The organism is Arthrobacter sp. SLBN-112 (assembly GCF_030944625.1).
Lineage (GTDB): Bacteria > Actinomycetota > Actinomycetes > Actinomycetales > Micrococcaceae > Arthrobacter.
Genome location: NZ_JAUSXY010000001.1, coordinates 1116939 through 1141102 on the forward strand (window position 1 = coordinate 1116939; position 24164 = coordinate 1141102).

The window sequence follows — 24164 nt, forward strand, 5'->3', positions numbered from 1 at the left end:
CTATTGCCTAACCGGCCGGAAGCGCACTTTGCCGGACCCGGGCGGGCGCCCGGCTGAGCTGTATGCCGTCACGGCTGGGCGTGGTCCGCGCGCTCAAGCAGGCGGGACACCCCGTAGCCAATCACCAAGCCCCAGAATGCGGCGTGGATGTTGAAGAGGTTCATGCCGGAGATGGTCACCACGAACGTCACCAGCGAACCCAGGGTGAAGCTCGTGGCGAAGGCCGTGACGAAGGCCTGCTGAAGGGCGCGCAGCATCGCGATGCCGCCCAGCGCCAGGACGAACTCCTTGGGCGCGGCCAGCATCAGCCGGGTCAGGGTGGGGGCAAACGCGGCGAATACCAGGGCCAGCAGGCCGTACGCCACGGCAGCCGTGTATTGGCGCTGGCGCTTCCCGGACGACGTCAACAGGGCGTTGGTGGGACCCGTGACGCATGCCGAAACTGCGCCGAATCCGGCATTCAGTATTGAAAACGCGCCCGAGGCGATGGCGAAGGCATTCACCGGCGGCTGATGGCCGGCGGCGCGGAGGACGGCGATGCCCTGGCCGTTTTGGACGAACAGCACGGTGAGGGCCAGGGGAACCACCAGCTCGAGCTGGGCAGCCCATGTGAAATCAGGGGCGGTGAAAACCGGGGTGGCCAGGAGCGGTCCGCCGGGCGCAAGGTTGAACTGGCCGCTGGCCGCCACGGCGATGCAGCCTGCCACCAGGGTGCCCAGGACCGGCGGCAGGTACCTGCCAAGCCTGGGAACTGCGGTGAGGACCAGGAACGCGGCCACCATCGGAGCAGCCACCGCCGGGTTGTCCTGGGTGGAGGCAACGATGTCAGTGCCGAACTTCAGGAACACCGCGGCCACCATGGCCATCACGAGCGGCATGGGCACCAGCGCCATGGCTTTACGCACCACCCCGGTGGCGCCCAGGGCGAGGATCAGCACGCCGGAGGTGAAGAAGGCCCCGACGACTTCGGGGAAGGCCAGATGCTGAAGGGAAGGTCCCAGGAGCACCGTGCCGGGGATGGACCAGGCGAAGCCCAGGGGCTGCCGGTAAATGAGCGACATCAGCAGCGTGGCCGCCCCGCCGGAAAAGAGAATGCCAAAAACCCAGGACGACAGCTGGCCCTGGGTCAGGCCGCCGGCCGTCCCGACAGCCAGGGTGACGGCGATCGGTCCGGACGCCGCGAAAATGAGCCCGATGGCCCCGTTGGAGACATACGACAGGCCCAGGTCGCGAAGAATCCGGCGGGGGCCCGCGGGCCGGACCCCCGGGCGTTCCAGCAGGGGTTCCGGTGCCGGCGCCGGCGGGGCTGCCGGATCGTGGCGGGGACGGCTCATCGGGGCTCCTGGCTTGGGGAAACCCTGAGACGCTCCGAAGCATCAGCTCTGGAGCGCCTCCAAGGGTATCTCCCTGTTTGCGTGCTGCCCTGCTTTGCCAGGACGTAGTCATAAACTACTTCCTCGCCCTGTCCATCGGTACGGGGGCGGGGGCCGCCTACTTCTTGGGCAGGCCCGCCGGGTTAAGTTCGGACTTCTGGACGGCCTCGGAGGAGAGGCCCCAGCGGTCCAGGATCTTGGCGTAGGTGCCGTCGTCAATCAGGTGGTTCAGCGCGGCCTGTGCGGCAACCGCCAGGCCGTTGCCCTTCTCGGTGGTGAAGGCGATCTGCGCGGTCAGCGGCCAGCCGCCGTTCAGGGTGCCCACCTGCTTGGTCTTCCCGTCCTGCGCCGACTTGTACGCCGCGGCGGCGTTGGGTCCAAAGGTCAGGTCCGCACGTCCTGACTGGAGGGCCAGGCTTGAGGCGGAATCGTCGTCGTAATACTGGAACTGGACCGGCGCCAGGCCGTTCTTTTTGTTCTCCTCGTCCCAGCGCACCAGGATCGCTTCCTGGTTGGTGCCCGAGCCCACGATGATCCGCTTGCCCGCCACGTCCTTGGCCTCCTTGACCTCCCCGATGCCGGAGTCGCTCTTGGCGTAGAAGCCCAGCAGGTCGTTGCGATACGTGGCGAAATCGAACTTTTCCTTGCGCGCCTCGGTGACGGTCACGTTGGACAGTACGGCCTCGTACTTGGACGATTCGATGCCCAGCGGCCAGTCCGCCCAGGCGACGGGCAGGACCTCGACGTCAAGCCCCAGGGCCTCGCCCACGGCGTATGCGATGTCCACCTCGCTGCCGATCAGGGTCTTGTTGTCCGTGGCGAACAGGCTCAACGGCGCCGCGCCGCCCGTAGTCACCACCGTGAGCTTGCCGTCGGCCTTGACCGCCTCAGGCACCAGGGCCGCTGCCGCGGCGTCCGTGGTCACCGGGAAGCGGTCCTGCTGCGGTGACAGGTTGAAGGTCTTGCCCGCGGCGCCGGCAGTGGATGACGACGACGGTGCTGTCGCCGCCGAGGCGCCCGGGTCGGAGCAGGCAGACAGCCCCAGCAGCGCTGCGACGGTGAGCGCCACGACGGCGGACGGCTTGGGTTTGATGGCCAATGGTTCCTCCTTGGAGGTGGGTTGGGATGCCGCGGAATGTGCGCGTTGCAGCAACTATCCGGCAGCCCCGCCGGGGGAACCAAAGGGCGCGAAATCCGGAGATACAGGGAGTAATGGCGGTTAACCGGAGGACCGCGGCAGTCACATTCCGGGCCGCTCCCGGCGCCTGCGGCACGCAAAAGGGGGACCGGCGAACCGGTCCCCCTTGCACTGCGCTGCCTGCCTGGCCTTAGCTGAGGGCTGCCAGGACTTCCTTGGCCACGGCCTCGCTGGACTGCGGGTTCTGCCCGGTGATGAGGTTCCCGTCCCGCACCACGTTGGAGGACCAGGCGGCCCCGTTCTCCACCACGGCGCCCTTGTCCTTGAGCGCGTCCTCCACCAGCCACGGCGTGTTCTCGCCGGTTCCGCCGCCGAGTTCTTCCTCGTTGGTGAAGACCGTCAGGCGCCGGCCCTTGAAAGCGAACCCGCCGTCGTCGTCCGTTGCGCTCAGCAGGCCCGCCGGTCCGTGGCAGAACGGCGCAATGACCTTGCCGTCCCGGTTGGCTGCCACCAGCAGGCGGCCAAGGTGGGCGTCCTTGTAAAGGTCGGCCATGGGGCCGTGCCCGCCGGGCATCACCACGGCGTCATAGCCGTTGATGTCGACGTCGGCGAGGACCAGCGGGTGCGCCAGCTCGCCGTCGATCTTCGCCAGGTAGTCCCGGAAGCCCTGCGCGCGGTCCTCACCGCCTGCCGATTCGGGGGCCAGGCTCACCTGGTCCACCGTGGGCTTCCTGCCGCCGGGGGTGGCGATGTGCACGGTGTTCCCGGCTTCGGTCAGGGTCTGGTGGGATACCACCAGCTCCTCCGCCCAGTAGCCGGTGGGGTGTTCGCTGCCGTCCTTCATGGTGAGGGAATCGGCGGCCGAGACGACCATCAGGATGTTTGCCATGGTGTTTCTCCTGTCTCTGGGTTTCTACTTGCCGGCGGCTTCGAGCTCGGCGTACGTATCGTCGTCGAGCGTGATGCCGGCGGCGGCCATGTTCTCTTCGAGGTGGGCCACGGAGCCGGTGCCGGGGATGGGCATCATCACGGGGGAGCGGCGCAGCAGCCAGGCGAGGGCCACCTGGGAGGTGGTGGCGCCCAGGCGCTTGGCGGCTTCATCCAGCGGTCCGCCCGGCTTGGCGAGCTCGCCTGCGGAAATGGGTGCCCACGGGATGAACCCGATGCCATTGTCTTCCGAGTACCGCAGCACGTCCTCCGATGACCGGTCGGTCAGGTTGTAGCGGTTTTGGACCGTGGACACGTTGAAGTGCTTTCCGGCCGCTTCCAGCTCCGCCACGCCCACCTGCGACAGGCCCAGAGCGCGGACCTTGCCCTCGTCCTGGAGTTCGCGCAGCACGCCGAACTGCTCCTCGGCGTCCACCTTGGGATCGATCCTGTGCAGCTGCAGCAGGTCCAGGGTGTCCACCTTCAGCTTCCGCAGGCTCAGTTCCGTCTGCTGGCGCAGGTATTCGGGGCGGCCCACGGGGATCCACTTGTTGGGACCGGTGCGGGTGAAGCCCACCTTCGTGGCGATCTTCAGCCCCGCCTTGTAGGGGTGCAGGGCCTCGGCGATGATTTCCTCGCTGATGTTGGGGCCATAGGAGTCGGCGGTGTCGATGAAATCCACGCCGAGCTCCACTGCGCGGCGCAGCACGGCCACGGCGGCGGCGCGGTCGGCGGGCTCACCCCAGACCCCGTCGCCCACGATGCGCATGGCACCAAAACCGAGCCGGTGCACGGTTCCCAGGTCCTTGAGGTCGATCGTTCCGGACAGTTCCAGCTGCTTCGTTGAATCTTGGCTCATAGGGGCGGCAACATCATCAGTGTGCTGAGTATTCCGCATCTCACAGAAATAAGCCGGGGCCCGCCGTCGTTATACACAAAGTGCCCGCCGCAATCCGGCCGGCACGCCCTACGAAACGTTTTTTTGAAAGGCCGGCACCTGACGTGACTCTTCCCCTCTCCATCCTTGACCTGGCAACCATCGGCAAAGGCCAGACGGCGGCGGAGAGCTTCGCGGGCAGCGTGGCCATGGCGCAGAGTGCAGAGAAGCTGGGGTACCGGCGGGTCTGGTACGCGGAGCACCACAACATGTCCTCCATCGCCTCCTCCGCCACCAGCGTGCTGATCGCCCACGTCGCCGCACACACCGAAAGCATCCGGCTGGGCGCCGGGGGCATCATGCTGCCCAACCACTCGCCGCTGACCATCGCGGAACAGTTCGGAACCCTGGAAACCCTGCACCCCGGCCGGATCGACCTGGGCCTGGGCCGGGCACCGGGCAGTGACCAGAACACCATGCGCGCCCTGCGCCGGGACCCGATGTCCGCGGACAGCTTCCCGCAGGACGTCCTGGAACTGCAGGGCTACCTGACCGGCCCCACCCGCATCCAGGGCGTCGAGGCAACGCCGGGCAAGGGGACCAACGTTCCGCTGTACATCCTGGGCTCGTCCCTGTTCGGCGCCCGGCTGGCGGCGCAGTTGGGCCTGCCCTACGCCTTCGCCTCGCACTTTGCCCCCGCCGCCCTGCAGGACGCCGTGGCCATCTACCGCCGCGAGTTCAAGCCCTCCGCACAGCTGGACGCGCCGCACGTGATCGCCGGCGTCAACGTGATCGCCGCCGACTCCGCCTCCGAGGCCCAGGCCATGTTCCAGGCCACCAAGCGTGCCCGGGTCTCGCTGTTCTTCGGCGGCGGCCGCGAATTCACCGACGACGAGGCGGACATGGTTCTGGACTCCCCGCAGGGACAGCACGTCGCCCAGATGATGCGCTACTCCGCGGTGGGGACGCCGGACGCCGTGGTGGACTACCTGGCTGATTTCGGCAAGCACGCCGACGCCGACGAACTCATCGTGGCGCACCAGAGCACCGGCACCGAGGCGCGCCTGCGGTCGGTCGAGCTGCTGGCCGAGGCTGCCGGACTGGCGCGGGTCGGCGCCTGAGGGCTTCGCCGCACGCGGTGCCCCGGGCCCTGTCCGCGGCTTTTACACAGACGCAATGAAAGCGACTTTCGGGGGAAACCCCCGCGGCTGAAGATGGGTACTGCCCCGTCAGGGATAGCTGGGATTTCCGGGCGGGGCACCAACCGGTAGTCCGCAGGCGATCCAGCGGCTGAGTTCCCGGCCTGGTCGTGCCTCGAAGGGGTACCTGGATGCCTACGCCGTTGAACCAAAGCGTGGCGGAATCCGCGCTGCTCACCCGCTCCCTCCCGCTGGACATGCTCCGCACCTTCATCCAGTCGGATGCGGCCGGAAACGGGCTGACCCCGGGGCTCTTGGCTGAACTCAAAGTGCTGGCCCGCGTACCGTCCCTCCTGGTGGCCTGCAACTACGGCGGTACCCTGTGCGAGGCCGAAGGCATTTCCACCGAGGTCCTTCCCCTGGGCAATGCGGCCATCGCCCTGCGTGCCCTGGCGGCACTGCCCAACACCCACGCCGCAATCATTTCGGGCCGGTCACTCCGTGACCTGGCGGCGGTGTCGCGGTTGCCCGTGGAGGTGCACCTCATCGGGTCGCACGGGGCCGAGACGGACATGGGCTTCGCGCACGCCCAAACGCTGGCCACCGAATCCGTCCTGCAAAAGGTCAACGCCGCCCTCAACGAGGCCGTGGGCTTCCAGGAGGGCATCTGGATTGAACGCAAACCCGTCGCTGTCTCCGTCCACACCCGGCCCGCACCGCCGGAGGTGGTGGAATCGGTAACGGAGACCGCCCGCGAGATTGCCCGCCTCCATGGGCTCTTCTTCATTGTGGACGGCTCCGTGCTGGACCTCTCCGTGGTGGAACCGTCCAAAGCCGAGGCGCTGGAAATCCTGCGGTCCCGGCTCGGGGCAAGCGCCGCCATGTTCGCCGGGGATGCCTACAGCGACGAACTGGCCATCGCCACCCTGCGCGGCCCCGACCTGGGGCTGCGGGTAGGGCCGGGGGAGACCGCCGCCGCGCATCGTGTCCGTGACCCGGAAGCCTTTGCCCGCGTCCTTGCCCTCCTCTTCGAACTGCGCCGTGCCTGGCTCTTCGGGGAGGACGCCGTGGGCCTGGAACGGCACTCGATGATCGGCAACGGATCCTCCACCGCGCTGCTGACCCCGGACGCGAAGATCTGCTGGATGAGCCACCCGCTGCCGGATTCCGGGTCCCTGTTTGCCCACATCCTGGGTGGAGACGCCGCCGGCCACTTCTCCGTGGAACCGGTCAAAGCCTCACAGGTGCTGGGCCAGCGGTATGTGGACAGCACCATGATCGTCGAAACCCGGTGGGCGGACGTCACGGTTACCGACTACCTTGAGCCCGCACCGGAAGGCATTACCAGCCTGGTGCGGGTGCTCTCCGGCCATGGCGCCGCCAGGATCACTTTCGCTCCCCGGCCGGACTACGCCAACGCCCCGTTCAGCCTGGAGGCCCGCGGTGACGAACTGCACGTGGTGGGAACCTCTGAGCCCATCATCCTGTTCGCTCCGGGCGTGACCTTCAGCATCACCTCGGACGGCGTCCACGCTACAGCCACGGCTTCCGTGAACCTGCAGGACGGCCCGGTGGTGTTGAACCTGCGCTGCGGCGATACCGAACCGCAGCCCGCGGATCCCGAAGGCGAGACGGAGCGCCGGGCGGGGGTGGCCCTGCAATCGCGCCAGTGGGTGCAGGACCTCGCCCTGCCCTCCGTCAAACCCTCCCTGGTGCGGCGCTCGGCCCTGGTGCTCCGCGCCCTGGTGCATGAGCCCACGGGCGCCGTCCTCGCCGCGCCCACCACGTCCCTGCCCGAGGGGATCGGCGGGACACGGAACTGGGATTACCGGTACTGCTGGCTCCGGGACGGGTCCATGACGGTCAACGCACTGGTGGACCTGGGCTCCACCGCTGAGGCGGCGGGCTTCCTGGACTGGCTGGGCCGCATCCTCGAGCACGCACCCGGCCCCGAATGGCTGCACCCCCTGTACTCGGTGACCGGCGCGCCGCTCTCCACGGAGGCCGTCGTCGACAGCCTCCCGGGGTACGCCGGTTCCCGCCCGGTACGGATCGGAAACGCCGCGGACCACCAGGTCCAGCTGGACGTCTTTGGGCCCGTCGCCGAACTGATCCATGCGCTCAGTGAACGGGAGGGCTCGCTCGACGACGCCCACTGGGAACTGATGGTGCAGATGGCATCGGCCGTACTGGCCCGCTGGCATGAACCGGACCACGGGATCTGGGAGGCCCGGCGTGCGGCCCGCCACCACGTCTATTCGAAGGTGATGTGCTGGGTCACCCTCGACCGGGCGCTGCGGACGGCGGCCCGCCACGGACGCCAGCCGGACCAGGCCTGGGCGCCGACGGCGGCAACCATCCGCGATGAGGTGCTGCGCGAAGGCTGGGACGAATCGGCCCAGTCCTACACGGTGGCCTACGACAGCCCAGACCTCGACGCCGCCGTCCTGCACATCGGCCTCTCGGGCCTGCTGGAGGTCACGGACCAGCGCTTCCTGGACACCGTCACCGCCGTGGAAAGGGAACTGCGGGTGGGCCCCACCGTGTTCCGCTACCGGTACGACGACGGCCTGCCGGGCCTGGAGGGCGGGTTCCACATCTGCACCACGTGGCTGATCGAAGCCTACGTTGCCGTGGGCCGCATCGATGAGGCCTGGGACCTGTTCGACCAGTTAGTGAACCTCTTCGGCCCCACCGGACTGCTCCCGGAGGAATACGATCCCGGCACCGAGACCCACTTGGGCAACCACCCGCAGGCTTACTCGCACCTGGGCTTCATCCGTTGCGCCCGGCTCCTGGACGCACACCAGGGCAGACGGTAGTCGGCGTCGGTTGCGGGTACCTAGAGTGGAGGTAACAGGGACCCAAAAAGACTGAAACGAGACTGATGATGACCGCCCGCGCCCAGGGAGTGGGGTTCCGTTCCGAACGGGGCCCGATTCTCATCGCTTTGATGCTGTCCACCGGACTGGTGGCCATCGATTCCACCATCGTCGCCACCGCCGTGCCCTCGATCGTCCGCGACGTGGGCGGCTTCTCCTCCTTTCCCTGGCTCTTCTCCGCCTACCTGCTGGCGCAGGCGGTTTCGGTGCCCATCTACGGCAAACTGTCCGACATGACAGGCCGCAAGCCCATCATCCTCACGGGTATTGGCCTGTTCCTGCTTGGCTCGGTCCTCTGCGGCCTGGCGTGGAGCATGCCCTCCCTGATCGCCTTCCGGGCCCTGCAGGGACTCGGCGCCGGTGCGGTGCTGCCGGTTGCCGTCACCATCGCCGGCGACATCTACACGCTTCAGGAACGTGCCAAGGTCCAGGGCTACCTGGCCAGCGTGTGGGCCGTCTCCTCGGTGGTGGGCCCCAGCCTGGGCGGCATCTTCTCCGCGCTGGGCATCTGGCGCGGCATCTTCCTGGTGAACGTGCCGCTCTGCCTGCTGGCCGGCTGGATGCTGGTCCGCACCCTTCATGAGGACGTGGAACGCGCCAAGCACAAAGTGGATTATGCCGGCGCCGTACTGCTGGCAGGATCCCTGGGCCTGCTGATCCTCGGCGCCCTGCAAGGCGGCCAGGCCTGGGCGTGGAACTCTCCCATCAGCATTGCCGTGTTCACGGTGGGCGCCGTCCTGCTGGTCGCGTTCCTCCTGGTGGAGCGGCGCGCGGCGGAACCCATCCTGCCGGCATGGGTGGTGTCCCGCCGCCTGCTGGCCACCACCACCCTGGTGTCCTTCGGGGTCGGGGCGGTCATGATCGGCCTGACCTCCTACGTGCCCACCTACCTGGAGGGTGCCCTGTCTTCCTCGCCGCTGGTGGCCGGCCTGGCGCTCGCCGCCCTGACCCTCGGCTGGCCCCTCAGCGCCTCGCAGGCCGGCAAGTTCTACCTGCGGATCGGCTTCAAATCCACCGCCCTGATCGGCATCGCCATTTCCGTGGCGGGGCTGCTGATCCTGGCGCTGACGGCGTCTTCGCCCAACGTGGCGCTGATCGCCATCAGCTGCTTCGTCGTCGGGCTCGGCCTGGGCCTGCTGGCCACGCCCACGCTCATCTCCGCCCAGTCCAGCGTGCCGTGGCACGAACGCGGCGTGGTGACCAGCACCAACATGTTCGCCCGTTCCATCGGCAGCGCCCTGGGCGTGGCCGTCTTCGGTGCTGTGGCCAACTCCATCTACGGCGGCAGCAGCGGCGGCAACACCGATCCCGCCACGGTGATCAGCGCATCCGGGGCCGTATTCCTGGCCGCGCTGGTGGCCGGGCTGCTCACCGTGGCAGCCGTGCTGGCCATGCCCGCGGTGAAGGCTGAGGACGCCGGGAAGGCAGAGGAGCAGCCGGTCCCCACCAGCGCGGAGGGCAGCTCCAGCTAGCGGGACGCCTCGGCCAGCGGGCAGCTCCAGCTACCGGGATGCCCGGAAGATGGTCGGCGCGTCCCGCGTCCCGGTGGCAAGGTCCGCCAGGATCCGGCCGATGACCGGCGTGAACTTGAAGCCGTGGCCGGAGAACCCTGCGCCGATCACCACCGGCCCCACCCGGTCCAGGATGAAGTCCTCGTCCGGGGTGGTGGTGTAGGTGCAGCTGATGGCCTCGAACTGCTCGGCGTCGACGCCCGGGAGCCACTGCCGGGCGTACTCCTGCAGGGCGGCGAGCTGGGCCGGCTCCGGCAGGAAATCCCGGTGGTCCGGATCCACCACAGGGCCAACACCGTGCCAGCCGGCCTTGATGCCTTCGCCGGGAGTCTGCATGCCGTACACGGGGGAGTACCAGTCCCGGTAGTCCGGGCCCGGGTAGTGATTGAACCCCGGCCACACTGCCCCGGCGTCCGCCACCCGGAAATGCGCCGGCTGCTCCTGCGTGACCCGCAGCTCCGGGATCCGCACACCAGACGAATCCTTCCCGGCAGAGGTGGCCAGCAGCTTCTCCGTCCAGCCGCCGGCAGTCACCACGGCCTGGGCTGCGGTGACCACCTCGGTGCCCGCAGCGTCTTCGAGCGTCAGCCGCACGCCGTCGTCGAACACCTCGAAGTCCACCACCTTGGTGTGGTGCCTGATCTCAGCGCCCCGGGCCGCCGCCAGCCGCTGGAACGCAGGAAGCGCTGCTTCCGGATTGAGCTGGCCGCCGTCGGGCATATGCAGGACCTGCCGGTCGAAACGGATGCCGCGCCACCGCTCACCGGCTTCCTCCGGCGCCAGGAATTCGGCGCGGATCCCGGCCGAGGTGAGCGCGGAGGCAACCTGCTGCGGGTCGAAACCGGGCCCGTGGTTGACGATGCCAGTGCGCGCCAACAGCTGCACGCCGCTGTCCTGCTCCAGCTCTTCCCACAGCGACAATCCCTCAGCCAACATGGCCACATAGTCCGGCTGGTGGTAGCCCGGGTTCAGGTTCCGGGTGGCGCCGTGCGACGCGCCGATCTTGTGTCCGGGACCGAACTGCTCCACCAGCGTCACCTCGCGGCCGCGGCGGGAGAGTGCCCAGGCGGCGGCCGAGCCCATGGCGCCGCCGCCGATCACCACGGTGTCAAGAATGGTATTCATCAGCCCTCCAGACTGGGGTCATGCGGTCAAAAAGCTACGCCAACAGGAGCGCGACGCCGATCATGGCCGGCACCGCCACCACGGTGGTGATCAGCACGGTGTCCTTGGCCACGGTGAGCCCGGTCTGGTAGCGGCTGGCGGCGACGAACACGTTCTGGGCTGTGGGCAGCGCCGAGGTGACCACCACCGCGAACAGCGCGTGGCCGTCCATCCCGAGCGCGAAGCGGGCCACAATGTACGCAAGTGCCGGCTGGACGGCGAGCTTGAAACCGCTCGCCAGCAGTGTGTCCACGCGGCGCCCGGCGGAAGCCTGCAGGGGGCGGGTGCCGTGCAGGCTCATCCCGAACGCGATCAGCATGGCGGGAATCGCGGCGCCGCCGATCAGGTGGATGGGTTCCATCACCAGCGGCGGGACCTGGAATCCGGTGCCGGCCACCACCAGGCCCAGGGCGGAGCCGACGATCATCGGGTTCCGCAGGATCATCAGCACAAAGCGCAGGGGAGTGGTGCGGTGGGCACTGGTGCTTGAATCCAGGACCATCAGGAACATCGGCGTGAAGAACGCCAGCTGGAAGATCAGCAGCGGTGCCACGTAGCTGGCGTCGCCCAGGACATATACCGCGATGGGAATACCTAGGTTGGCCGAGTTCGCCAGTGAAGCGGACATGGCGGACATCAGTGATTCCGGGAGCGGCCGCTTGAGCCAGAACCGTGTGAGCAGGAAAAAGATTGATGCCGTTGTGATCGCGGCCACCGCCGTCACCAGCAGCGGCTGGGCAAAGACTTCCTGGAGGCGCGCCTTGCCCAGGGTTTCGAAGAGCAGCGCCGGGCTGGCCACGAAGAAGGTCAGGCCGCTCAGCACCGGCCGGGCGTTCTCGCCGAGGATGTTCCGCCGGCCGACGAACCATCCCACCAGGATGATGCACCAGACCACGAAGAATCCCGCCAGGACCCCTAGCACGGGATCCCTCCGCGGCCGCGGCGGGAGCGTCTAACGGACTTCACGCTCCAGGTTCAGAGGGTGGCGTTGTTCAGCGCGAACGGCGGACGCATCATGCCGGCGGTGAGGCCCTCGGCGGGGTCGTTGCCCAGCTGGATGATCCGGTTGTCCTGGTCCACATGGACCACCCGGGGCTCGTACGCCTTGGCTTCCTCGGTGGTCATCTGCGCGTAGGTAATCAGGATGACAATGTCGTTCTCGTGCATAAGGTGCGCCGCTGCACCATTGATGCCGATCACGCCGGAGCCGCGCTCACCTGCGATGGTGTACGTCTCCAGCCGCGCCCCGTTGGTGACGTCCACGATGGACACCAGCTCGCCAGGAAGGATGTCCGCAGCCTCAAGCAGGTCAAGGTCAACGGTGACCGAGCCGACGTAGTGCAGGTCGGCGTGGGTGACGGTGGCCCGGTGGATTTTGGACTTGAACATTGTTCGATTCATAACGGACCCAGTCTAGACCCGTGCTCCCTCACCCCGCAGTGACGCAGGAAACACACCAGTCACGTACGACGGCGGCCGGTCACCCGGCGTCGTTCCCCGCCACCGCCGCGGCGGCTGCGGCGAGCGTCTCGCGGGCCGCGAGGATCGCCGGGCGCTGGACGCTGGAGCGGCGGACCGAGGTGAAGATGGTGCGGTGCGGCTTGCCCGGAAGCTCAAGGAGTTCCGCCGTGGTGCCGCGGCCGGTCCACACCAGGTCCGGCATCAGCGCCACCGCGTTGCCGGACTCGATCAGGCGGGCCTGTGCCTGCAGGTCGGCGGTTTCAAAACGGACATCGGGCTCGAACCCGGCGCTGCGGCACGCCTGCTCCGCCCAGTGGCGGGACGCGGCACCCCGCGGTTCCATGACCCAGGCCAGGTCCGCCGTGTCCGCCAGCGAACGGATGGCCGGGCCGCCGTCGGACGCCGGGGGAACGGCGAGCCGGATGGCGTCGGTGGTCAGCTTCACCCGGTCCAGTTCGGGGTAGCGCGGGGCCGCGTGCCCCGGATACTGCTCCGCGACCACCAGGTCGAAGTCCCGCGCCCAGGTCTCGTGCAGCGCCGTCTCCGGCTCCCGCTGGATCATTTCGATCCGCACCTCGGGGTAGGCGGCGGCCATCCGCGTCAACGTGTCCGGCATCAGCGCCAGCGCGGCCGATTGGAACACCGCGATCCGCACCGTCCCGGTTACGGTGGTCAGGGACGCGGCCAGGTCCGCCTCGGCCTGCTCCATGGTTTCGAGCAGCTGCGCGGTATGCGCAACCAGTACTTCGGCCTGGGGTGTGAGCTGCACGCGGCGGCCGGTTTTCCGGAGCAGCTCCACGCCTACCTCCTTCTCCAGGAGTGCAAGCTGCTGCGACACCGACGACGGGCTGTACTGCAGAGCCTCAGCCACCTCGGCGAGCGTCCCTCGAATGCTTAACTCTCGCAGGAGCCGGAGCCGGCGGACGTCGAGCATAGCGGATTCCTGACTGAAACTAATCAATATTGGTTAGAAGGATTCACTTTATCTAACGCAACCGCCCACGCATACTGTTGGAACCGAGTTACCCCCGTCACAGCCCATTCACTTGGCGTGCCGCGGCGGGGTCGCACCCCAAAAGCAGGAGTTCCTGATGAGCAGAGACATGACCCAGTCGATCATGCGGCGCAAGCCCATCGACGACATCGAAGAAGAAAGTAAGCACAGCGGCCTCTTCAAGTCCCTCGGGCTGTGGCAGCTCACCGCCATCGGTGTTGGCGGCATTATCGGCGTCGGCATCTTCTCGCTCGCGGGACTGGTGGCGGCCGGCAGCGATGGAACTCCCGGGGTGGGGCCCGCGGTACTGATCTCCTTCCTGATCGCAGGCCTCGCCTCCGCGGCGGCGGCCCTCTCCTACGCGGAATTCGCGGGCATGATCCCGCGCGCCGGTTCGGCCTACACCTACGGATATGTGGCGCTCGGGGAGGTTATCGGCTGGTTCATCGGCTGGGACCTGCTGCTGGAATACATTGCGATCGTCGCTGTTGTGGCCATCGGCATCTCCGGCTACCTGGACGCCTTCCTGGCCGGCATTGGCATCCACCTGCCGGCCTGGATGACCTCGACCTTTGACGAAGGCAAGGGCGGCATCATCAACGTCCCCGCCATCCTGGTCTGCCTCCTGGTCACCTGGATCCTGTCCCGCGGCACCAAGGCGTTCGGCCGGTTCGAACTGGCGGCAGTGGCCATCAAGGTGGTCCTGATCCTCTTCATCATCGGGCTTGGCGTGTTCTACATCGACACCAACAACTACAACCCGTTCATGCCCAGCGGCTTCGGGCCCGTGGTTGCCGGCTCCGCCACCGTCTTCTTCGCCGTGTTCGGCTACGACGCCATGAGCACCGCGGCCGAGGAAGCCAAGGACGGCAAGAAGCACATGCCCAAGGCCATCGTGCTCTCGCTCATCATTGCCATGCTGCTCTACGTTGCTGCCACGCTCGTCCTCACCGGCATGCAGAACTACAAGGACATCGACCCCAAGGCGGGCTTCGCCTCGGCCTTCACGTCCGTGGGGCTGCCGGTGATTGCCACCATCATCTCGGTGTTCGCCGTGCTGTCCATCCTCACCGTGATGCTGACCTTCCTGCTCGGCGTCACACGGGTCTGGTTCTCCATGAGCCGCGACGGACTGCTCCCCGGCTGGTTCGCCAAGACGGACCACCGCGGCACCCCGCAGCGGGTCACCTGGATCGGCGGCGTCGCGTCCGCCTTCCTGGCCGGCGTCTTCCCCATCAAGGCGGTTGCGGACCTGACCAATATCGGCATCCTGGCCGCGTTCGTCGTCGTCTGCCTGTCAGTGATCATCTTCCGTTACAAGCGGCCGGACGCGCCCCGCACGTTCCGCCTGCCCCTGATGCCCGTGATCCCGGCGTTCGGCGTCCTGGCCTCGGCCTTCCTGATGCTGCAGCTGCACTGGGAAACCTGGCTGCGGTTCGTGGTGTGGCTCATCATCGGCCTGGTGATCTATTTCGGCTACGGACGCAAGCACTCGCTGATGAACCCCAACAGCCCGCGCCACCAGGAGCTCGCAGACATGCACCGCCCCCTGGCGTAACCTCCTCCCCGACGCCCGCTCACGTCTGGCGGTTTCTCCCGGAACGCCCGCTCACATTCGGTTAGAACAGGTAACCCTCCTGCGCATCACGTGCAGGAGGGTTCCTCGTTCAACCGCCGAACGTGAGCGGGCGTTTGGAATTTAGCCGCAGGATCTGAGCGGGGGTTGGGGGTATAGGTGTCAAAGGTGAGCGGGGGTTGGGGGGTAGGTGTCAAAGGTGAGCGGGGGTTTTGAGGGCCTTGGAAGCATTGGCTTTTCTAACCTGTATTGGTTGGAAAAGATCGCTTTATCTTATGTGACTCGAAGCTCATACTGGTGGAAAGACCTCCTCCATACCCCAGGAAAGATCGGGAAAACCATGACCCACGTTGCAATGGAACCGGCAGTCGCAGTCGCTGCCACGCCGCAGACGGTCGACGTCGACGTCCCCCAGGCGAAGGCACTCGCCGACGAAGCGGTCACCTTGGTCCGCCGCTGGCTCACGGAGGCGTCGAAGGTCCCCGTCGACGCCTCCGCCCAGCAGTTGGCAGGCGTGCTCAAGGACCCCAACGGCCTGGAGTTCACGGTCGGATTCGTGGACGGCGTGGTCCGTCCCGAGGACGTGAACGTCGCCGCCCACAACCTGGCCGCGCTGGCCCCCAAGGTTCCGGCCTTCCTGCCCTGGTACATGCGCAGCGCCGTGGCGCTCGGCGGCACCATGGCCCCCGTCCTGCCCCAGGTGGTCATCCCCGTGGCCCGCAGGGTCCTGCGCGAAATGGTGGGCCACCTGATCGTTGACGCCACCGACGCCAAGCTTGGCCCCGCCATCGCCAAGATCAAGAAGGACGGCGTCAAGCTCAACGTCAACCTGCTCGGCGAGGCAGTCCTCGGCGAGCACGAGGCCTCCCGCCGGCTCGAAGGCACGCACACCCTGCTGGCCCGCCCCGACGTCGACTACGTCTCCATCAAGGTCTCCTCCACTGTGGCCCCGCATTCCGCCTGGGCCTTCGACGAAGCCGTGGAGCACGTGGTGGACAAGCTCACTCCGCTGTTCCAGCGCGCTGCCTCCTTCGCCGGCCCCGGTAAAAAGGCCAAGTTCATCAACCTGGACATGGAGGAATACAAGGACCTGGACATGACCATCGCGGTCTTCACCAGGATCCTTGACAAGCCGGAGTTCAAGGACCTCGAAGCCGGCATCGTGCTCCAGGCCTACCTCCCGGACGCACTGTCCGCCATGATCCGGCTGCAGGACTGGGCCGCCGGGCGCCGCGCCAACGGCGGAGCCGGCATCAAGGTCCGCGTGGTCAAGGGCGCCAACCTCCCCATGGAGCAGGTGGAATCTTCCCTGCACGATTGGCCGCTGGCCACCTGGGGTTCCAAACAGGATTCGGACACCAGCTACAAGCGGGTCATCAACTATGCGCTGCACCCGGACCGGATCAAGAACATCCGGATCGGCGTGGCCGGCCACAACCTGTTCGACATCGCCTTCGCCTGGCTGCTGGCCAAGCAACGCGGTGTGGAATCCGGCATCGAATTCGAGATGCTGCTGGGCATGGCGCAGGGCCAGGCGGAAGCCGTCAAGAAGGACGTCGGCTCCCTGCTGCTCTACACCCCGGTGGTCCACCCGGCCGAGTTCGACGTCGCCATCGCCTACCTGATCCGCCGCCTGGAAGAGGGGGCCAGCCAGGAAAACTTCATGTCGGCAGTGTTCGAGCTCAGCGAAAACGAGGGCCTGTTCGAGCGCGAAAAGCAGCGCTTCCTCGCCTCGCTGGAAGCCCTGGACAACACCGTTCCGCTGCCCAACCGCCGGCAGGACCGGAATCTGGCTCCGGAGGCCTTGCCTCGCACCGGCTTCGGAAACACCCCCGATACCGACCCCGCGCTGCCCGCCAACCGCACCTGGGGCCGTGCCATCCTGGAGCGCGTCCCGTCCTCCACCCTGGGCAACGCCGCCGTCGAGGCCGCTTTCATCAACGACGAAGCCGCGCTCACCTCAGCCATCGAAACCGCCATCGAGAAGGGCAAGGCCTGGGGCGCCCTGTCCGGCGACGAGCGGGCGGAGATCCTGCACCGTGCCGGCGACATCCTCGAGGCCCGCCGCGCCGACCTCCTGGAGGTCATGGCCAGCGAAACCGGCAAGACCATCGACCAGGGTGATCCCGAGGTCAGCGAGGCAGTGGACTTCGCGCACTACTACGCCGAGTCCGCACGCAAGCTGGACGCGGTCGACGGCGCCACGTTCGTCCCAGCCAAGCTCACCGTGGTGACCCCGCCGTGGAACTTCCCGGTCGCCATCCCGGCAGGGTCCACGCTGGCGGCACTCGCCGCCGGCTCCGCCGTCGTCATCAAACCTGCCAAGCAGGCCGCCCGCAGCGGTGCCGTCATGGTGGAAGCGCTGTGGGAAGCCGGTGTCCCGAAGGACGTCCTGACCATGGTGCAGCTGGGGGAGCGGGAGCTCGGCCGGCAGCTGATCAGCCACCCGGCCGTGGACCGCGTGATCCTCACCGGCGGCTACGAAACCGCCGAACTGTTCCGGTCCTTCCGCAAGGACCTGCCGCTGCTGGCCGAAACCAGCGGCAAGAACGCCATCATCGTCACTCCCAGTGCAGACCTGGACCTGGCAGCCAAGGACGTGGCCTACTCCGCGTTCGGCCACGCCGGCCAGAAATGCTCCGCGGCCTCACTGGTGATCCTGGTGGGCTCCGTGGCAAAGTCCAAGCGGTTCCACAACCAGCTGATTGACGCCGTCACCTCGCTCAAGGTGGGCTACCCGCAGGACCCCACCAGCCAGATGGGCCCCATCATCGAACCCGCGAACGGCAAGCTCCTCAACGCGCTCACTACCCTGGGTGAGGGCGAAGACTGGGCCGTGGAACCGAAGAAGCTCGACGACACGGGCCGGCTTTGGAGCCCGGGCGTGCGCTACGGCGTCAAGCGCGGTTCCTACTTCCACCTCACCGAATTCTTCGGCCCCGTCCTGGGTGTGATGACCGCCGAAACCCTGGAAGAAGCCATCGCCATCCAGAACCAGATCGAGTACGGCCTCACAGCAGGCCTGCACTCGCTCAACTCCGAGGAACTGGGCATCTGGCTGGACACCATCCAGGCCGGCAACCTCTACGTCAACCGCGGCATCACCGGTGCCATCGTGCAGCGCCAGCCGTTCGGCGGCTGGAAGAAATCCGCCGTGGGCGCCGGGACCAAGGCCGGTGGCCCCAACTACCTTGCCGGCCTGGGCGACTGGGCACCTGCCACCAGCACCGCCACCGCCGCCGTGACCCACGCGGGTGTCCGCCGGATCCTCGACGCGGCCGGCCCCGCCATTGAGGCCGCCGGGTTGGAGTCCCTCCACCGGGCCCTGGCATCCGACGCCGCAGCCTGGGCTGAGGAGTTTGGCACCGCCAAGGACGTCTCAGGCTTGAGCGCGGAACGCAACATCTTCCGCTACCGGAACCTCCCCGTCACCATCCGCCTCTCCGAAGGTGCGCCGCTGGCACACCTCGTGCGGACCGTGGCGGCCGGTGTACTGGCAGGCTCGGCGCTCACCGTCTCCACCGGCGTCGAACTTCCCGCCCAACTGCGCGCCGTGCTCACCGCACAGGACATCGAGGTGACGGTGGAGTCCGACGCCGGCTGGCTGGCTTCGGCGGGACGCCTCGCCTCCGCGGGCAAGCTGTCCGGTGGCCGTATCCGCCTGATCGGCGGTGACGCCTCCGCGCTGGCCGATGCGACAGGCGGACGGCCCGATCTTGCGGTGTACGCGCACCCGGTCACGGAAGCCGGGCGCGTGGAGTTGCTGCCGTTCCTGCACGAGCAGGCCGTAAGCATCACTGCGCACCGGTTCGGAACCCCTAACCACCTCTCCGATGCCCTGATCTAGGCCCGGCACCACACGCAAGAAAACGGTGGTTGAGCTTGTCGAAACCTGGGTTTCGACAAGCTCAACCACCGTTCGACAGGCCCAACCACCGGCCTTCTTGTTGTTAATGTCCGCGCCGTCTGCGCGGCATGAGACCTGGCCTGTTTTTACCCCAGGTACCAGCCCGGGCGGTGTCCAGGTGACGGGGACGTTGTGGGCCGAGAATTCCTCGCAGTGGGTGCAGGTGTAGGCCACTTCGCCAAGTGCGGCCACGCTGCCATCGCGCCGGTACGTTGGGGGGATGTAGGACTCAAGGTAGACAAATTCGTCGGTCCGGCACTTGTCGCACGTGGGCTTCCCGACGTATCCGGTGTCAACGGAGGCCCGTCCGCTGCCGAGGGTGTTCTGGCGGGTGGACGGCCGTGTTTCGGCGTACGGGCGAGCGTGCGCGGAGTTGAGGTGGGTGTTCCTGGCTGTCGTCATTGGCTGCCTGTCCCAAACGCGGGCCGGCATGCGGAAGCGCGTTTGTGGTGGGTGAACGCGGCCTGCTGCTGGACCTTGGTAATAGAGCATAGGGGATGGAATCTCCCCTATCAATGGACACGGACCCCCTAATCAGGCCAAATGCTGGAATTTGGGGCGCCGCGGGGTTAAGTTTGCCGGTTAATGGTCCTGCCGACGATCGATTGGGTGAGGGCGTCGATCACCTCGGAGTTCGCCAACGGATTGCGGATCAGGGTGAAGTCCACATCCCCCACCGCCGGAAGATCGAAGCGCCGGGTAATGATCTTCAGGTCCTCGGGGACCAGCGACGTCGGCATCACGGCAACGCCGATGCCCGCCCGGACGGCCGCGAGGACTCCGCTGATCTGGCGGGTGGTGCAGGTAATCCGCCAGGTCCGGCCATGGGCTTCCAGTGCATCGATGGCCAGTTTCCGGCTCAGGCTGGGGGAGGGGTAGGCGATCAACGGGACGGGTGTCCCGGGTTCCAGTGCGGTTTGTTCAAGGCCCACCCAGGAGAACGAATCATGCTGGACCACCGTGCCGTCCTTCGCCCCGGCCACCCACTTCACGAAGACCAGGTCCAGCTGGCCGGCATTGAGTTTGCGGTAGAGCTGGTCGCTTTGCCCCACCGTGAGCTCCAGGTTGATCTGCGGGTAGATTTGCCGGAATTCGCGCAGGATGCGGGGAAGCCCGGTGATGGCGAGATCGTCCGCAGTGCCAAACCGAAGGCGCCCCCGCATTGCGGAGCCCGAAAAGTAGCGCGCGGCGGCATCATGGGCCGCCAGGATATTCCGGGCGAATCCGGCCATGGCGTCGCCGTTGTCGGTGAGCCGCACGTCCCGGGTATCCCGGGCGATCAGGCTGCGTTTGGCGGCCGTTTCAAGCTTGCGGATGTGCTGGCTGATGGTGGGCTGGGCCAGGCCCAGCCGCTCGGCGGCCTTGGTAAAGCTCAGGGTATCTGCCACCGCCAGGAAGGAGCGCAGCTGGGCTGGTTCAAACATTTCGGTACTCCCGCGGCGTTCAGTCTCGGCATCTATTGCGTTCTGCAATACGAGTTATAGGGACCATACCGCTCCATAATTGCCTCCGCCAGCCTAGCGTTAAGGACATCCCAGACCGCCCGCAATTTTGAGGACACACCTGTGGCACCCCCACCGCCTTCGTCGGCCTCCGTCACCCAGCCAGTCATCGACGCGGCGGGCTCATCGCCGCCGGACAACCAGACCCAGCCGCTCGCCGTCGTCGCTGACAGGCTCCCTTGGCGGCATACCTTCATCTCGCTACGGGTGCCCAACTTCCGGATCTTCGCCGTCGGCCACTTCATCGCAGTCATTGCCATCTGGATGCAGCGCATCGCCCAGGACTGGCTGGTGCTTCAGCTCTCCGGATCGGTGACCGCCGTGGGGTTCACGGTGGCACTGCAGTTCACGCCTTCCCTCCTGCTTGGGCCGTGGGGCGGCATGATCGCCGACCGGTTCGCCAAGCGGAAGATCCTCATCCTGTGCCAGAGCATGGCAGCGATCCTGGCGGCGGCCCTGGCCGTCCTTGCCCTCACGGGCGTGATCATGGTGTGGCATGTTTACGTCATCGCCTTCGTCCTGGGGCTGGTGACCGTCCTTGACCAGCCGGCACGCCAGGTGTTCGTCAACGAACTGGTGGGGCCCACGTATTTGCGGAACGCCATCAGCGTCAACTCCACCACGTTCCAGCTGGGCGGCTTGATTGGCCCGGCCATCGCGGGCCTGCTCCTGACGGCAGTGGGGGCGGGCTGGGCGTTCGCCGCCAATGCCCTGGCGTGCTGCTCAACGGTGACCATGCTCCTGGTCCTGCGCAAGGACCAGCTGTACGTCAGCGCCCCGGCACCCAAAAGCAAGGGCATGCTCCGCGAGGGGCTGCGCTACGCCCTGAGCAAGCCCACCATCTACTGGCCATGGCTCATGGCCGGGTTCATCTCAGTGTTCGCCATGAGCCTGCCTGTGCTGCTCGCCGCCTTCGCGGACCACGTCTATCAGGTGGGAGCCGGCGGCTATGGACTCCTCAACGCCCTGGTGGCACTCGGTGCCCTGTCCGGCGCCGTGGCGTCCACCCGGCGTCGGCAGCTCCGCCTGCGGTCCGTGGTGTTCTGCGCGGGGATGTACGGCGTGATGCTCTGCCTTGCAACCCTCGCACCGTCCATGGTGTGGTTCGGGGCCGTGATGGTGCTGTCCGGATTCTGGTGCCTGATGTTCCTCACCGGGTCCAACCAGCTGGTGCAGGTCAGCTCCAACATGGCGATCCGCGGCCGGGTGATGAGCCTGTACATCATGGTGTTGATCGGCGGCCAGGCGCTGGGAGGGCCCATGCTGGGCTGGATCGCCGAACACGCGGACCCGCACGCAGCGCTGCTGGTGTCCGGTGGCGTTCCGGCGCTGGCGGCCCTGACGGTGGGCGCAGTGCTGGCCCGCAAGGGCGGCCTGCAACTCCGGATGGACCTGAAGTGCCGGCGCCCACTGAGGATCGTCAGCCGCCACGCCGGCACCTAAGGAGGTGCGCGGGGAGCAGTGCCGGGCACTGCTCCCCGGCGCGGTGCCTAGACGGCGGCCAGGTGCAACGCCTTGTGCGGATACTCCGGGCCGCGCTCCTGGAACTGCAGCACGGCGTCATTCCGGATGACGCCGTCACGGATCTCAATGGCCCGCGCTATGGTCTCGTTGCCTTCCCACGCGCCCGGGCCTCCCATCACGGTGGCGAGGAACGGCTGAAGCGCCTGGCTGAGCTCCCAACTGGAGGAGTTCCAGAGGTAGGAGGGGCTGTGGTCCACCGCGTAGTAGTTGATGTGGTCGCCGACGGTGATCATAGGTGCGGCAAACGTGGTGGAACGGGCCCAGCTGAAACCCATGCCCTCATCGCAGGAAACGTCAACGATGAGGCTCCCCGGGCTGAAGGCCGCCAGGTCCTCCGTCCGCAGGTACGTGAGCGGGTTGTTCGGGTCCTGCAGCGTGCAGTTGACCACGATGTCGCTTTCGGCGAGGAACGGTGCCAGCGGAACCCTGCCCCGTTCGGTGATGACCTGGCTCAGGAAGGGGGCCTCGTCGTCGTGGTCGAACTGCACGATGTTCACCGAATGGATGGGGGCGCCCACCGCTGCCACGTTGCGGTTGGTCAGCACCTGGACGTCGTGGATGCCGTGGGCGTTCAGCGCCGTCACAGCCCCGCGGGCCGTGGCGCCGAATCCGATCACGACGGCGCTCAGGCGCCGCCCGTAATCCCCGGTGGAACCGGTCAGCGCAAGCGCATGCAGGACCGAGCCGTAGCCGGCCAGCTCGTTGTTCTTGTGGAACACGTGCAGGCCGAACCCGCCGTCGCTGGCCCAATGGTTCATCGCCTCAAACGCGATGAGGGTCAGTTTCTTGTCAATCGCCAGCTGGGTGATGGCGCGGTCCTGGACGCAGTGTGGCCACCCCCAGAGGATCTGCCCGTCACGCATGTCCGCCAGGTCTTCCGGCTGCGGTTTGGGCAGGAGTACGACGTCGGCCGAGGCCAGCAGCTCTGCCCGGGGCGCCATTCGTCCCACCAAAGTGGAGAGATGGCTGTCCGGGACGCCGAAGCGCTCGCCGTAGCCCTGCTCCAGGATGATGCTCCGCCGCAGTGCGGGGGCGATCCGTTCGAAGTGCAGGGGATGGATGGGTACGCGGCGCTCGTCCGGTTTACGCGTGGAGGCCAGGACGCCCAGGCTCAGCTGGGGTTCTTGGCCCCTCACTTCTTCTTTGCGGCCTTGGTGGACGTGATGTCCAGGGAGCTGGCCGGCGCTGCGGCGGCCTTCTTGTCTGCGCGCTTTTCCTTGATGGACTTGCCGGACTTTTTTGATGCACTTTGACGCGGGGACTTGTCAGCCATGATTGCTCCTGTAGCGGAACCGAAAAGGTTCCTGGCTATCGACCCTACACCCCTGTACCTAATGGGCGGCGGGGAGATTGCAACATGCGGGGAAGGAGGTACCAGAGCGGCTGACGGGAATCGAACCCGCGTATCAAGCTTGGGAAGCTAGCGCTCTACCATTGAGCTACAGCCGCAGTGCCGCCACTCGCGCGGGGCAGAACTTAGCTTAGCGCAGATCGGCGGGCTCCCCGCCAACCATGCAAGCGGGCGTTGCGTGTCCCGCAAACCACCTGCGTCATCCAGTAACTCTTCAATAACGCCGGCCCTGCCGGCTAGGTCCGGCGGACGGGCGCTGGCTAACCTGATCCGGGTAGCGGCCACATTGGGGGAGGCAGTTACTGCGGCAGCCGACGTCAACCACAGGAATATCTTCATGGCAATCGCAGAATACGAGGTCCTCATTGGGCGCGACGCCATGGCCGTGTACCAGTACCTCCTTGATGCAACCAACCTGCCCGCCTGGCGGCACGACGTCCGCAGCGTCAAACTCGTGCAAGGCCCGGCCGACAGCAGGGGCGCGGTGTACCGCAAAATGGTGGCGGGCCGTTCAGGGCTGAGCATTCCCGCGGAGCTGGAAATCACCAACGTCCGGCCCGGGGCTGAGATCGAGTTCCACATCGTTTCCGGGCCCGCCACCCGCTGGGGCGGGTACTACCTCAGCACCGAAGGCTCCGGGACCCGCGTCCGGTTCGCCATTGAAGCCAAACGCGAGGGCCGGTTCAGCATCCTCAACCGGCTGGGGATCCTGGACGGGATGCTGCAGCGGCGCGTCAGCTCCGACGTCGCACAGCTCGAGCGGCTGAAGGACGTCCTGGAACTCCAGCCCGCCGTCTGAAAACCGGCTGGGCCCGCCGGCCCAAACATCCCGGGGCCT

General features: G+C 67.1%; 18 protein-coding genes and 1 tRNA gene. 7 read left to right on the forward strand and 12 right to left on the reverse strand.

Going from position 1 to position 24164, the window contains the following annotated elements; all coding sequences use genetic code 11:
• Positions 1-68: 68 nt before the first annotated feature.
• From QF050_RS05200 to QF050_RS05215, 4 genes are all read right to left on the reverse strand, one after another.
• On the reverse strand, positions 69-1334 hold the full coding sequence (locus QF050_RS05200) for a benzoate/H(+) symporter BenE family transporter (RefSeq protein WP_308929469.1): 1266 nt from the start codon (positions 1332-1334) through the stop codon (positions 69-71).
• 157 nt (positions 1335-1491) lie between these two features.
• Positions 1492-2472, reverse strand: a complete 981-nt coding sequence (locus QF050_RS05205; RefSeq protein ID WP_308929470.1) for an ABC transporter substrate-binding protein — start codon at positions 2470-2472, stop codon at positions 1492-1494.
• A 229-nt stretch (positions 2473-2701) separates the two neighbouring features.
• Positions 2702-3400 carry a type 1 glutamine amidotransferase domain-containing protein gene (locus QF050_RS05210; protein WP_308929471.1) on the reverse strand — a complete coding sequence of 233 codons (699 nt, stop codon included), beginning with the start codon at positions 3398-3400 and terminating at the stop codon, positions 2702-2704.
• Positions 3401-3424: 24 nt separating this feature from the next.
• Positions 3425-4297 (reverse strand): aldo/keto reductase, encoded by an 873-nt coding sequence (locus QF050_RS05215; protein WP_308929472.1) that lies wholly within the window; start codon positions 4295-4297, stop codon positions 3425-3427.
• Between the two features lie 143 nt (positions 4298-4440).
• Here QF050_RS05215 and QF050_RS05220 point away from each other — a divergent pair, with 143 nt between their 5' ends.
• The 3 genes from QF050_RS05220 to QF050_RS05230 all read left to right on the forward strand — a co-directional run bounded on the left by QF050_RS05220 (position 4441) and on the right by QF050_RS05230 (position 9808).
• A complete protein-coding gene (locus tag QF050_RS05220; RefSeq protein ID WP_308929473.1) occupies positions 4441-5436 on the forward strand; it encodes an LLM class flavin-dependent oxidoreductase in 996 nt (331 codons plus the stop codon).
• Between the two features lie 209 nt (positions 5437-5645).
• Positions 5646-8276, forward strand: a complete 2631-nt coding sequence (locus QF050_RS05225; protein WP_308929474.1) for a trehalase-like domain-containing protein — start codon at positions 5646-5648, stop codon at positions 8274-8276.
• 65 nt (positions 8277-8341) lie between these two features.
• Positions 8342-9808 carry an MFS transporter gene (locus QF050_RS05230; protein ID WP_308929475.1) on the forward strand — a complete coding sequence of 489 codons (1467 nt, stop codon included), beginning with the start codon at positions 8342-8344 and terminating at the stop codon, positions 9806-9808.
• Positions 9809-9838: 30 nt separating this feature from the next.
• Here the strand turns inward: QF050_RS05230 and QF050_RS05235 are convergent, their stop codons facing one another.
• The 4 genes from QF050_RS05235 to QF050_RS05250 form a co-directional block, all read right to left on the reverse strand.
• Positions 9839-10972 carry an FAD-dependent oxidoreductase gene (locus QF050_RS05235; RefSeq protein WP_308929476.1) on the reverse strand — a complete coding sequence of 378 codons (1134 nt, stop codon included), beginning with the start codon at positions 10970-10972 and terminating at the stop codon, positions 9839-9841.
• A 34-nt stretch (positions 10973-11006) separates the two neighbouring features.
• Positions 11007-11933, reverse strand: a complete 927-nt coding sequence (locus QF050_RS05240; RefSeq protein WP_308929477.1) for an AEC family transporter — start codon at positions 11931-11933, stop codon at positions 11007-11009.
• Between the two features lie 53 nt (positions 11934-11986).
• Positions 11987-12412, reverse strand: coding sequence for an aspartate 1-decarboxylase (gene panD, locus QF050_RS05245; RefSeq protein WP_308929478.1), 426 nt, complete (start codon positions 12410-12412; stop codon positions 11987-11989).
• Positions 12413-12491: 79 nt separating this feature from the next.
• Positions 12492-13406 carry a LysR substrate-binding domain-containing protein gene (locus QF050_RS05250; RefSeq protein WP_308929479.1) on the reverse strand — a complete coding sequence of 305 codons (915 nt, stop codon included), beginning with the start codon at positions 13404-13406 and terminating at the stop codon, positions 12492-12494.
• A gap of 169 nt (positions 13407-13575) precedes the next feature.
• On the opposite strand from QF050_RS05250, the gene QF050_RS05255 reads away from it, so the two are divergent.
• Positions 13576-15024: an amino acid permease gene (locus tag QF050_RS05255; protein WP_308932105.1), complete on the forward strand. Its 1449-nt coding sequence runs from the start codon at positions 13576-13578 to the stop codon at positions 15022-15024.
• Positions 15025-15382: 358 nt separating this feature from the next.
• Entirely contained in the window at positions 15383-18889 is a 3507-nt protein-coding gene (locus QF050_RS05260; RefSeq protein WP_308929480.1) for a bifunctional proline dehydrogenase/L-glutamate gamma-semialdehyde dehydrogenase, read from the forward strand.
• A gap of 629 nt (positions 18890-19518) precedes the next feature.
• Here the strand turns inward: QF050_RS05260 and QF050_RS05265 are convergent.
• Positions 19519-20373, reverse strand: coding sequence for a LysR substrate-binding domain-containing protein (locus QF050_RS05265; protein WP_308929481.1), 855 nt, complete (start codon positions 20371-20373; stop codon positions 19519-19521).
• A gap of 141 nt (positions 20374-20514) precedes the next feature.
• On the opposite strand from QF050_RS05265, the gene QF050_RS05270 reads away from it, so the two are divergent.
• On the forward strand, positions 20515-21894 hold the full coding sequence (locus QF050_RS05270) for an MFS transporter (protein WP_308929482.1): 1380 nt from the start codon (positions 20515-20517) through the stop codon (positions 21892-21894).
• Between the two features lie 47 nt (positions 21895-21941).
• Here the strand turns inward: QF050_RS05270 and QF050_RS05275 are convergent, their stop codons facing one another.
• From QF050_RS05275 to QF050_RS05285, 3 genes are all read right to left on the reverse strand, one after another.
• Positions 21942-23111 carry a N(5)-(carboxyethyl)ornithine synthase gene (locus tag QF050_RS05275; RefSeq protein WP_308929483.1) on the reverse strand — a complete coding sequence of 390 codons (1170 nt, stop codon included), beginning with the start codon at positions 23109-23111 and terminating at the stop codon, positions 21942-21944.
• Entirely contained in the window at positions 23108-23248 is a 141-nt protein-coding gene (locus QF050_RS05280; protein WP_018760714.1) for a hypothetical protein, read from the reverse strand. The genes QF050_RS05275 and QF050_RS05280 overlap by 4 nt, the downstream gene beginning before the upstream one ends.
• A 105-nt stretch (positions 23249-23353) precedes the next feature.
• Positions 23354-23424, reverse strand: a tRNA-Gly gene (locus QF050_RS05285).
• Between the two features lie 239 nt (positions 23425-23663).
• On the opposite strand from QF050_RS05285, the gene QF050_RS05290 reads away from it, so the two are divergent.
• Complete coding sequence (locus tag QF050_RS05290) at positions 23664-24125, forward strand: SRPBCC family protein (protein WP_308929484.1); 462 nt, start codon at positions 23664-23666, stop codon at positions 24123-24125.
• Positions 24126-24164: the final 39 nt, after the last annotated feature.

Coding starts and splice junctions, on each gene's coding strand:
- QF050_RS05200 (WP_308929469.1), bottom strand. CDS start 1,334: ATGAGCCGTCCCCGCCACGATCCGGCAGCCCCGCCGGCGCCGGCACCG.
- QF050_RS05250 (WP_308929479.1), bottom strand. CDS start 13,406: ATGCTCGACGTCCGCCGGCTCCGGCTCCTGCGAGAGTTAAGCATTCGA.
- QF050_RS05235 (WP_308929476.1), bottom strand. CDS start 10,972: ATGAATACCATTCTTGACACCGTGGTGATCGGCGGCGGCGCCATGGGC.
- QF050_RS05215 (WP_308929472.1), bottom strand. CDS start 4,297: ATGAGCCAAGATTCAACGAAGCAGCTGGAACTGTCCGGAACGATCGAC.
- QF050_RS05265 (WP_308929481.1), bottom strand. CDS start 20,373: ATGTTTGAACCAGCCCAGCTGCGCTCCTTCCTGGCGGTGGCAGATACC.
- QF050_RS05290 (WP_308929484.1), top strand. CDS start 23,664: ATGGCAATCGCAGAATACGAGGTCCTCATTGGGCGCGACGCCATGGCC.
- panD (WP_308929478.1), bottom strand. CDS start 12,412: ATGAATCGAACAATGTTCAAGTCCAAAATCCACCGGGCCACCGTCACC.
- QF050_RS05225 (WP_308929474.1), top strand. CDS start 5,646: ATGCCTACGCCGTTGAACCAAAGCGTGGCGGAATCCGCGCTGCTCACC.
- QF050_RS05230 (WP_308929475.1), top strand. CDS start 8,342: ATGATGACCGCCCGCGCCCAGGGAGTGGGGTTCCGTTCCGAACGGGGC.
- QF050_RS05255 (WP_308932105.1), top strand. CDS start 13,576: ATGACCCAGTCGATCATGCGGCGCAAGCCCATCGACGACATCGAAGAA.
- QF050_RS05260 (WP_308929480.1), top strand. CDS start 15,383: ATGACCCACGTTGCAATGGAACCGGCAGTCGCAGTCGCTGCCACGCCG.
- QF050_RS05210 (WP_308929471.1), bottom strand. CDS start 3,400: ATGGCAAACATCCTGATGGTCGTCTCGGCCGCCGATTCCCTCACCATG.
- QF050_RS05280 (WP_018760714.1), bottom strand. CDS start 23,248: ATGGCTGACAAGTCCCCGCGTCAAAGTGCATCAAAAAAGTCCGGCAAG.